Annotated in this window: 4 protein-coding genes and 1 pseudogene; all 5 read right to left on the bottom strand. The window is 34.1% G+C overall.

Going from position 1 to position 12135, the window contains the following annotated elements:
- Nucleotides 1-265: 265 nt before the first annotated feature.
- Entirely contained in the window at nucleotides 266-3145 is a 2880-nt protein-coding gene (locus ACE418_RS06110; protein WP_416449780.1) for a P-loop NTPase fold protein, read from the bottom strand.
- A 172-nt stretch (nucleotides 3146-3317) separates the two neighbouring features.
- Entirely contained in the window at nucleotides 3318-6500 is a 3183-nt protein-coding gene (locus ACE418_RS06105; RefSeq protein WP_416449779.1) for an SIR2 family protein, read from the bottom strand.
- 327 nt (nucleotides 6501-6827) lie between these two features.
- Nucleotides 6828-8393, bottom strand: coding sequence for an RNA-directed DNA polymerase (locus ACE418_RS06100; protein WP_416449778.1), 1566 nt, complete (start codon nucleotides 8391-8393; stop codon nucleotides 6828-6830).
- An 870-nt stretch (nucleotides 8394-9263) separates the two neighbouring features.
- On the bottom strand, nucleotides 9264-10268 hold the full coding sequence (locus ACE418_RS06095) for a hypothetical protein (protein ID WP_416449777.1): 1005 nt from the start codon (nucleotides 10266-10268) through the stop codon (nucleotides 9264-9266).
- 975 nt (nucleotides 10269-11243) lie between these two features.
- Nucleotides 11244-12109, bottom strand: a pseudogene (gene tnpC / locus ACE418_RS06090) (IS66 family transposase).
- Nucleotides 12110-12135: the final 26 nt, after the last annotated feature.

Raw genomic sequence — 12135 nt, 5'->3', positions numbered from 1 at the left:
CACGAATTTTTATTCACCTGCTTCACCGCGCAGTAAACGAACAAATATTCTAAGTTCAATATATCATAACTAGGGCAAATTAGCAAGATATCCAATGGCATTCCGCAATGTCCCGAAATTTGAAAAAGCCACGAACTTAGAAAGTCCATGGCTTTTATCGCATTATGTGTACTGATTCAGATAAGTCCGAAAAGCATCTTTTAATTCAGGACGCCGCAAGGTATATTCTACTGTTGCTTTGGGGTAATCCAATTTATTACCGATGTCATAGCGTTTTCTTCTCAACATTAATATTCCCGCTGGCATCGGGATTGCTTTTAAATTTTTCATCCAAAGCCACGCCATACATCTTTAAAATTTCCTGACTGCTTATTCCATTCGCTTGGAGCTTAAAACTTTCAACCCTCAAATTAAACTCCATCATTTTTTCCCTATTATCAAGCCACCATGACTTGAGTTGTTCTTCCTCTATGGCCTCGATTACTCTATCGCAGTTTACGTTACCTGATTTCATAAGTGAATAATCATTTTTAGCAAGAATCAAAAGAAAGCTTTGCCAATAAAAAGAATCAACAAATACATCACTAAATAAATACTTTGAAAATGCTCTTCGAATGCCCTGTTTATCCTCCATGCCTTTTTCATCATAATATCCACATCCGATTCCTGTTTCATCCAGACGGCAATTTCCAATCTGGTAAGTAATAAACGTTAAAATGCCATTTTTTATTTTCTGAGCGCTAGAAGAATCAATAGTTTCTTGACTAGTTAATGTTTGATCCCCTTCTAATACTGCAGGAGTCAGGTCATAAATCATTTTCATAAAATTAATATGCCTGTCCATATATCGTTTTTTAAATATGCTAAAAAATCTTTGAGTAAAGACTCTCATTTCATCTTTTGTAAATTCTAAAACGTTAACATTTGAACCTACATGAAACGTTGAATTATCAAATGAACCTATAATCTTATATACAAAAATATCCAAATCCATGCCCGGGGCCACATGACGACTGTAGCAGCACCGAAGCCTAAACTGCAACAAATCATATATTCCTAAAATGCCACTTTTTTCTTGAGAAATCACATCAATAATCCCATTACCCCCAAATATCGTATTAACAATAAAATTTCTAGTATTTTGTTCGTCTCTGTTATGCTCCAAATACCTGAATAAATTCAAGAAATAACCCAAAATCATATTTCTTAGCCCTATATGGAATTCATCTCCGGTATATGAATAACGCATTCTGATACTTAAGCCATACTGTATAATTTCAGCAATTTCTTTCTTCGTTAAATTCACAAATTCATGGTATGCTAAAATACGCCAAAGCTTTGCATGGTAAACTTCTTTTCTAAGACTCTTAAAAACATCATCAAGACTTTCTTTGTCATTAAGATATTTATTAGCACAATTAATATAAAAATTCGTTTGTTCATATTCTGACTTCTTAGTCCGATCAACAATCAAATCCATATATAAAAGAAGTGATTTTTTATATCTCACTTCAAGAGCATTTCTAGTAAAAGTTGATGATATCGTAGGCTTTGATTCGTCTATAGAAAACAAGCTTCGTAATAGATATTCTGCCCCAGGAAAGAAGTCCTTTAGCCTATCCATTTCTGAAACGACATCTTTTCCCATCATAGGCTTGTTTTGTAGATAATCATGATAAGAAGTAAAATAATTAAGCCTGCTCCAAGATTCCTTCATGTATATCTTTCTGAAAACAGCAGGAAAATACATATATAGAAGTATAAGTTCTGTTAATTTCTGCTCATCAAAGTCGTAGTTAGGGAAGTCCACACTTTGAATATCAAGCGCCGTTAAAGTATTAATAAACCGCTTAATCTTTCTAAGGTCTCCAAGGAAAGCCATATATTCCGGCGCATCATCGGATTGCAAAATTCTTTTTATCCCTGTCAGCGCTTTCTTATTCATCTCTACATCAAGACTCATATTTGTTGCCAAAGCATTAATATTCTCATCAAGAACGTGAAGTAAATCTGTTTTATGCACAAACAGGCAGACCTTAACTTGCACAAACTTCTCCAAAAATTCAACATTCTTTTGAGCTATCTTATCAGTTTCCATTCCTTTAGAAAGGTTATCAAGGTCATAGCAAAGAATATAATTTATAAAAGGAAAATTAAAGATTTCCTTGATAGAATAAAGGAGCGTATAAACTTCCTCTTCATTTAGCCTATCAAGGTCATCAATAACAAAGATAAATTTTTTATTTGTTCTCTTCAGAGTTGCGCTAATATATGTAAAAACTTTTGATGCGTTCCACTGTAAAACATTGACATTTAAAGATATACCCAACACATTAATTCCTATTCCTTTTACCAGTTTCTGATACTCTGCAAGTAATATATCCAATTCCGGACATTTTAATGCTTCATAGACAGTTTCTCTTAAAAATTCAGAAAGAGGAGTTGAAATATCTTTATATTTCCCACTATACTTTAGCGCATTAAATCTACCAACAATAACCTCTTCAGGATGATTTTCTTGTAGACTTTTCTCACAAAGATTAATGAATGATGATTTTCCTATCCCCCAGGGTCCTTCCACACCCCAAATAATACTATTCGCCGATTTATTATCATAAATTTTATTAGCAAAATCTTCTGCTAATGGGCCACGCTGCAACAAATCATCGTCATTATTTAAGGCAGTATCATTAAAAAAAGAGGAAGAAGGAATTTCCTGTTTTGTCAATTCATCATTCATATTCTGGTAATATGATTTGATAGCAAAAGGAATAAAAAATCCAAGTTCAATTAATATATATTGTAATCCTGTAAGTTTATATAAAATTTCGCTTATATAAAACCCCTGAAAAGATATAGGAATAGCGCTCCCAATCAGATAACACAATATAAGGTCCCATCTTCCGCAAAACATTCTACGTACTTTTGCTAAATTATTCGGTATGAACAAGGACAATACCATGAAAGCAATAATAATTAATTGCATAAAAAAGAGAATACCAGTGTATATCGTATGATTAATAATGACCAAAAATCCAGAAAGCAGTATATATATAAACTCTCCAGTCGCTATACCTATAAATAGAAACTTCAAGGTAACAGTCATATATATGTAAGCAGGAAACAGTTTCATAAACTTCGGCATTTCATCACTTCTCCCAGTATTTTGCGGCTCCAATATTCAAATAAATATATTTTTATATAATTGGTGATTTAACTTCACAAAAGACATGCTAGCTCAGAACTGTTTTATAGAAAGATAAAGAAGGGGTACTCATGAAATAGGATGGCACCATTCCATCCCATCCACAAACTATTCATGCGAAATACCGGAAGTATTTTTCTATTACACTCTCATCAATTTTCCTCTCCAGATATTCTTTCTTGATTATAGTTGCAATCTTAAAGCACCACTGTTTATTCTCTGCAATACGTTGCAGCAGTTTGGAATCACACTGATTTAACCATTCAGGTTGAAAGTCTTTCCAATTATCTTCATTATTCATATCAAGCAACCATAGCGCTAACTTCAACTGATATTCTTTACAGATTTTAATTATCCAGGTTTTATCCTCAACTTTTCCTATAATTGCAATAGAGACCAGATTAAGAATACATCTTACTAGACTCTGATTCCGAGAGTCAAGAATCCCTCTTTTACGATAATCTACATACGAAGTTTCTTGTTCCTTAAGGAATTGAACAATCTTCTCTTTCTGCGCTGGACTCATCGAAATAGCGCCAGCCTGGATGCCAACCAAGTATGTCCTGTAATCTTCTACAGAATTTCCCGGATTCCAGTTTTTTATCCATTCCCTAATGAGCCTTTGTGTATTTTCTGAACACTGTAGATAGGTATAAATAAAAAAACTTGCATTTCTATAATCGTTATTTTGCAAAAGTTCCTTCACTCTATCACTTCTATCATGAGATATCTGTGCTTCATTTAAATTCCAAAGCGAAGCACTCATAATATCTGTCAACTCATCTATCATAATTTCATCATTTACTAATGGCAGTATTTCCAAAATCTTATCCGCCAGTTGTAATAAACTATTTGCTGACGTAGAGTCTTTTTTTATCAGTTGCTGTTTACCAATCTGCTCAATAATTCGTCTAATTGCATTAAAATTTTGCCTAAATATCCCCAGTAAATCTAATGACAACAGCCTAATCACAGTGGATAAAGCAGAAGCTACCAGTCTATCTTCTAGTTTGATATGCCCAATAATGGCAAATAACGAAGATAGATATTGAGAGTAATTCCATAAACGACTCGAACTGCTCGAACTGTTGGTTAAATTTTTAGAAACCAATGATAAATATTCCATTCCACTGCTGGAAACGGTTCCCATATTACGTCTTTGAAACAATTGTTCGATCTCATTATCGGATAAATACCTGATTGCCAGAAAGAGATCGAATACTTGAATTTCAGTTTCGTGGATATTTTGTGTAGGTATGGCAACCGGATTAGTTGTAGTATCTTGTATCTTATCCTCTGCCAAAGCAGAAGAAATTAAAGCTGATGCAGCCTTCCCAAAGACCATTTTTATATCTTCAAAGCGATCAATAAATAAATGATTTCCCTCCATATAATGGTAGAAATTCTTTACTTGAGCCCGTATCTTCTGGTACGCCGGGGCTCCTCCAAAAATTATATAATTTGAGTTTGCCTCATCTTCTACTTTCTGTGCCTCCTTAACAGTATTTTGTAACATGTTATAAGCCAAGCTGAATGAGTAGATTTCCTTTAAAAATTCATTTTTGCCCTTATTCCCTGCATGACCATCCGTTAAATCAGGTATCTGCATAAATATCCTATTTAAGTCAAGACGTTCCAACTCTTCCTTGATTTTTTCAACTGCCTCATTGTTGTTAAATCTAGAATGGATAAAATCTCCCAAAAATTGTTGATTACATTTGGCTATAAAGTATCTAGCATAATCGTTCTGATGAAAATATAAATAGGCTGCCTGCTTGGAGTAAAAATATGCCGTTACATAATCCTCTAATAAATAACATAAATGAGCCTGTTTTAAATATGAATCTGCATCACCGACTGAAAGTAATTGTTCATTACCATCTTTAAAATTTTCCAACTTTTGAAAATCGAAATTCTCCATAGCAGGCAGTATATCATCAGGCTTCTCATTCAAAGAACTGAGTGGGATTATAATTTTTTCACCCTCACTGGAAATTAATAAACCAGATAACCCACTTTTTACCATTACCTCCAAAAATGTACTAACTTTCTCCCATTCATCTTTTGAAAAGTGCAAATATTTCTTTGCGACCTGTACACTAGCAATGTCTATAATGTCATCACTATGAACAGCATTCTCAAATTCTTTATACCACGCTGTTGACTCTACCTTTTCTTTCCCTGAATACTCTCCGGCAGATTTATGCGCAACATAACAGAACTTAGAAAATAGAATAAGCGGTTCAGTCAAACCATTTTGCTTTGATGATATTATGTCACGTGGAGGTATTCTAGGGGATAGCGTAAATTCAAAAGAAAAATCACCGGAATAATCAATTCTAACCTCAAAATAAGGTTTCAAACAGTCAATAACATGATTAGCATAAGGCACTTTCATATAACGATATACCCCAATTTTTCTCCACAGTGCATCAAGAATAGTTTCCAAGGAATCGTCCTGTAATAGCCAATCTAAAACGCGATTGAGATTTTCCGTTTTGGAAAGTTTTTCTCCGTCATTTTGAAACAAGCTCGCATAGATGGTATTGATTCCAAAGTTTTTATAATAATTTTCCTCATACCGGTCATACTGACCAACCGATATCATATAAGCATGTCTAAAATCTCCCAGAAGTATATTTTTGAGCCATGAAAAGATCTGCTTCAAATCAGGATCATTAAAACTATAGCCTATAAATAATATAGTTTTAGTCCCTGCCAGCGAAGTAATGTAGTTTTTTATGAGGCGAAAGTTCTGCTCATAGTTCAGGTAATCATCCTCTTTGAGTACAAAATTATCATGCTCAAAATCACCATGCATCTTAATAAGTTCTGCTCCCCGCTTATAAGGAAGTTCGCTATCTTTGCTAGCAACATATAGAATTTCGCCATATTCTTCTGCTGCCTGCTCCAAAAGATGATCATAATTTGTTGTAATCATCACATCTGCATTAAATTCGATAATTTTTTTATGCACGGGCATTGTTTGTAAATGAATTCCATACTTGAAAATTTGATGTATCAGCTGCGTATAATCATTTTTCCCTCTGGCATTAAAATAATATTGGGGAATTTTCAGATTGTCGATATCGCCAGGAGAAACATCCAATTTCTTTGCAATCTGCGAAATCGCTTGACTCCAAGACGGCATACCCGAATCTAATGACACTCCTGCACCGACAAAAATGATAAGATTATGTTCTGCCATGGCAGAACGAATCATCCTCCTTGATTCTTCATAAAAAGCCTTTGTGAAAGAATCTAAATGATTCAGCGTTATAACCTTTTTATCCATGACATGATGTCCTTTCTATTCATAGAGCAAATTATAAACCACTTATATACAACAATTTAAAGACAAATAAATATCGCGTAATCATAACTTTGAAGTATAATGAATTCACTAAAACACATCAACTCAAAAGAGTGGCGCGATGAATTCATTATGTCTTAAGATTTCAACGGACTTAGTTCAAGCCTTGTACAAACGCTCTTCACAAACTACCGTAATGGCACAAAAGTTGGTAAAGCGATGTAACTAAAGATACGTTTTATTGTCACAATCTATCAGTTGCTCATAAAAAAATGTTTATGCCCTGTGTTTCGCTATTTTTTGATAGGATTATGTACCCATATTATCTATATATTCCTTTAATTCAGGTGATAAAAAAGAAATAGATTCGTCTTTCATAGCCTTATAAGGTTGATTTAATTTATTTTTAGGTAATATTTCATAAAGAAAAAGCCAATTATCGTCTATATTTCCTTCTCTTTCATTTGTCAATGTAGCTGCATAGTCTTCAATTGTTTCTACTACATCATTTTGTTTCTTATTTTTAAAATAACACCATATCAATAAATTAAGTATTCCATTATTATCTTCATCTAACTCTTTACTCATTTCCATTTGAACACTTTTAAACAAATTTTCAAGTGAAATTATATGCAGATTATAAATAATAGCATAATAAATCGCATAACATTGTTCCTCAATATTGCCCTGCTCTCTTCCTTCACTATACAATAATGATATATAATTCTCTAGTTTTATTTGTGATATTTCATACTTTTTTAACACACATTTATTTAGTATAGTAATCAAATAGGGATAAATAAAAATTAAATGAAATACATATTCAATAAAATATTTCTTCACTTTAGAGACCATTTTTTTGCTAGATATAATTTTTATTGCATAATTAAGTATAGCTATATTATCATCATTTTCAGTAATTAATTTCAATGTTTTATCAAAAAAAGCTTTTAATTTACGGCAACTAGTTATTTCTTTATCCTCCACAATTGCATCAGAATTAAGTATTGAAATCCAAGCATCCTTATTAATTTGAGGTAATTTTGTAATTGAAATCTTTTTCCTATTCAATGTTAACCCAAATTCTTGCAATGCTTTATATAACTGTATTAAAAATGCATTTGCATCATTTTCACTTTTTGTATAGCAATGAAAATCATCAATGTATCGAACAAACTGCCATTTATCGGACATGATTTTTTGATCTATTTTCGTGAGAACAATTTCTGAAATTAAGTTTGAATAATGTGGTCCAATTAATATTCCATGCGTCTCCCCATTAGTAACGTTTCTGCACCATTTATCCAGGCCATTATACCAGTAGTCATTACTCCTTTCCTTTTTCGCTTTGTTTTTTCCAATTAATGCCCAAGGAATTGCATGAGTATAAATACTAGGAAAGCAAGAAGAAATATCAGCGGTTACACAATATCTTTTCCCAACTATTAAGCTATCTTCTGTAGCTAATTCATACTTTGATTCATATGATTTCATTTCGAAAAGGCTTTTTTTATTTCCCCTATACTGTAAATGAATTTGACTGATATTAATATCTTGATCATTGGTAGTTGCTTTAAAATAATTTTGAATTTCCTTCCAATTTTCTCGTAAAAAACAACATAGGTGGTAATAAGCAATCGGGTTAGGTATATTAATAGTTCTATAATCGCCAGTATTTCTTAATACATTGAAACTCAAATAATCATGACATTTCTTATCTGATTGTAAATATTGTTCAATTTTACTGCTTTTCTCAAAAAAATCAGCAGAAGAAAAAATAGGTGGCAATCGATCTGAAAACATGCCATACCCTAAAAGACCTTCAAACAACTTGTCTCCTGTTATATCGAGATAATACTGATAATATTTTTTCATTTTTATTTTCTCCATATATGTATCATCACTATAATAAAAATTTCGGTCTATTGCTTTCGGCCACTATTGATATGAACTGACGCCTACTTTTAGTTGTTACATATAATTGCATGAATATTCTTTTAGGTCAAGAATAAAACTATTAATAGCACTTTTTACAAGAAAATATTCCTTTACAATGAATAAATTAGCAATCCAATTAAAGTGGTACTGGATTTAATGAAAACACAAAAAATCATATAACTAATATTTCAATGAACATATTAGTTCATACAAAATAATCAGATTCAACTCCTTTATTTTTTTTACATTTCCTTTCAACCGTTTGCGAAGCTATAAGGTCGTAATACAATTTTTCACTGACAAAACACACGCATACTAGATAAAAAATCTGAAAAACTGCAACTCAAGTAGAATTGCAATTTTTCAGATAAATAAGTGGTGGGTGTGTGGGAATTTGACCCCAATGGCGCGTATACCTTGTGATTAAAGGGAAATTCTTCCTGCCGTTTTAAAATAGCTGAAATCACACCCGCATACGCCATTTTCTACCAAAAGATTAACAGGAAGAATTGTCATAATGGCAATACACTCCTTTAAATTCGATTGCAAATTTAATAAACATTTTTACAAAAAGGAATTTTCATGTCAAGAGTGATACTTAACCCAAGAAAAATTACAGAAAGAATTACCCCCATAAGCAATTATATGTATCGATATTATTATACTACAATTGTATGATAATTTCATAAATAAATCATATTGAAATTTTCAAGAAGTCATAAAATTTCCTGCGGCGAAAAAAGTGATTTTTAGAGGTGGCTCACTTTTCATGATCACGAATGTCTTAAATGGCTCACTTCTCTATCATCATTCACATGATATGACAGTCCATGGTTTTATGAATCTTTCACGGAACGCATCATAAACAAAATAATCCTTTGTTATATTATCATTGAACTTAATATTTGGAATATAAAAAGTTGTAATATCCGGATTCACTAATGATAAACGAATATATTGGTTAAAACAACTGGACAAGACAGAAGAAAAATTAGAAAGCAAATAAGGTCCAAATTGTACTGAATATAAAATAATATTAGCTGCTATAGCATTTAACGCTGTTTCCAGTGAAGCAGCTGCAAAATCATTTGTCCGATTATGCTTTACACGATTATATTTATCATACCATACAAGAGATTGAGTAGGTCTTTCTTCATTCCAATTGTCGAAAGGTTTAAACGGGCACAAGTTCGCAAAAGGTTTAAACATAATTTCATATTCAGTAAGATGAGCCAATGCGTTTAACTTCACAAAATCTTTTGACATATAATCTTTTCCTCGTGGAGAAATATTATTTGCTCTCAATATATTCCTACACTGATTTTCAAACTCCGTAGAAGCAAGGATAATCAGTTCTCTGATTCGATGTCCATAACAGGATAAGTTACAGTTTGCCGGCTCTATATAAGTGAATATATTAATAAGTTTTTGAAGTAACAGAAACAATGCCTGATCTTCATCTTCTTTTTTAAAAGGTAAGTAATGTAGGCCCTGTCGCAGCTCATCATAAGTATATAGTCCTGGTCTCCAGATAGAAGGATGCGTAACTCCAACTTCCTCACACATTATCTGAATATTTTCCGCACCAAATCGCTTAACTGCCCATTGCTCAAGTGAACTCCCTTCTGTTTTTCCTTCAATTACGGTAATTCCGGGCGAAATAGTATACAGTCCGTCTCCCCCACCATACATATGAACATAGAAATCGCCCGATTCATAAGCAAACCCCAAGGGACATTCTTCATTTAACTGGTCATTGGGATTCCAATTAGGTAACGTCAATTTGGTATTATGATAACAAATGGCCTTCATTAAGGTCCCTCCCCTTAACCGATAGTTTGATTCCCATAACTATAAAATCAGCAATTTCAATGCTCTGCTTGATTAATTCTATCATAATCCATTAAAAATGTTTTGGAATTCCAAACGAACAAATTTTCTGATAATAATATATCATATCCACAGAAATTTATCAAGAAAGCTCATAATCTTCCGTAATGTCCCGAACGTTGGAAAAGCTGTAAATGTCAATGAAAAAGTGAGCCACGTGATTACGAATTTTTGAGCCACCATGCTCATGAAAAAGTGAGCCAGTTTAATTCTTTATCTGGCTTTGCAGACGGTAGGAAGTTCCATTGTAAGTGGAAAATAAATCAGTGTATAGAAAAAGCCCAGACTTATGTTATCCTTTCTCCATAAGTCTGAGGCTTTGATTCTATTTATTCTTTGCATTTTTCCTGGGTCTTTGTTGCCCAAGGCATGTATTGATCCAAGGTTTCGGCATCTTTGAAGTTTGTGTTTATGATATAGTAAAAGTACCTTCCGTCACCTTCAGAAATCCCTTTTTTTCACCGCAGGGAATTCCCTATAAAAAGCGGGACAGCTTGAACATGTCCCCAAAATTATTTATTCTTTATCTTAAGCACGACCAAAAGATGAAGGAGGAAAGGAAAATGCTCTCAATGTCCCATATCAATAATATCAGAGATTTAAGGAAAAAGGGAAGTATTATTAAAGAAATTGCTGAGATTACTCATACCGATCCGAAGACGGTCCGGAAATATCTGAACCAGGGATACTTCTTGGGATAAGATATTTTGAAGCGATTCATTAAAAAAATTTCCCCAAACATCGGCAAGTTGTTGTATACTAAACATGAGAAGGACTCCTTTCGTATTTGTTTACTCTAAACTTATTATACACCGTAAGCGGAAAATAAATCAGTGTATAGAAAAAGCCCCAGACTTATGCTATCCTTTTTTCATAAGTCTGAGGCTTTGATTCTATTTATTCTTTGCATTTTTCCTGGGCCTTTGTTGCCCAAGGCAGGTATTGATCCAAGGTTTCGGCATCTTTGAAGTTTGCTGTATTCGGCAGCTTTTCAAAAGGTATTTCAGATACTGTTCGGGATCCAAGTCGTTGGCTTTGGCTGTTTCAATCAGGCTGTAGACGATGGCACTGGCTTTGGCTCCCTTGGGGCTGTTACTGAAAAGCCAGTTTTTTCGACCAACGGTGAAAGGCCGGATGCTGTTTTCCGCGGTGTTGTTGGAAATGTCACAGTGCCCGTCTTTGAGGTAACAGGTCAGCCCGTCACGGTTCGACAGGAGATAATTCATGGCCGTTGCCAGCGGCGATTTGGGCAACAGTTTGTCGACATTGTTTTCTGCCCACGCGAAGAGCACCTCCAGGATAGGCTTTTCTTCCCTGAGGCGTTGTTTATACCGTTCTTCCGGTGAAAGCGATTTATATTCTTTTTCCTTGTCGAATAACTGGCTGATCTGATCGATTCCCGCTTTGACTAAGGTGTTTTCGAGTCCATCCGTTTCTTTAGCATAAGTCGGAGCGGCATCGACGAACTTCCGTCGGGCATGGGCCCAGCATAAGCAATGACCAGCTGTTTTGATGGAACGGTAGCCGACATAGTCGTCCGTCAGCAGGTAGCCAGAGAAACCTTCCAGGAAAGTTTCTGCACAATGGGCGCTGCGCGTCGGTGCATATTCAAACAAACGGATTTTCCGCGTGGGATTCAAAGCCGTGCTGGCATAGACCCACATATATGACTTGCTCGTATTTTTACGGCCTTTTTCGTTGTGCACCTGGACGGGTGTTTCATCAGCATGGAGACAGCGCTCTTCCAGGAGTATCTCATGCATCCGTTCATAGACCGGGGCCAGCCATT

It is taken from the genome of Megasphaera jansseni (assembly GCF_047974155.1).
Taxonomy (GTDB): domain Bacteria; phylum Bacillota; class Negativicutes; order Veillonellales; family Megasphaeraceae; genus Megasphaera.
This window is presented reverse-complemented; position numbering and strand designations above follow the sequence as displayed.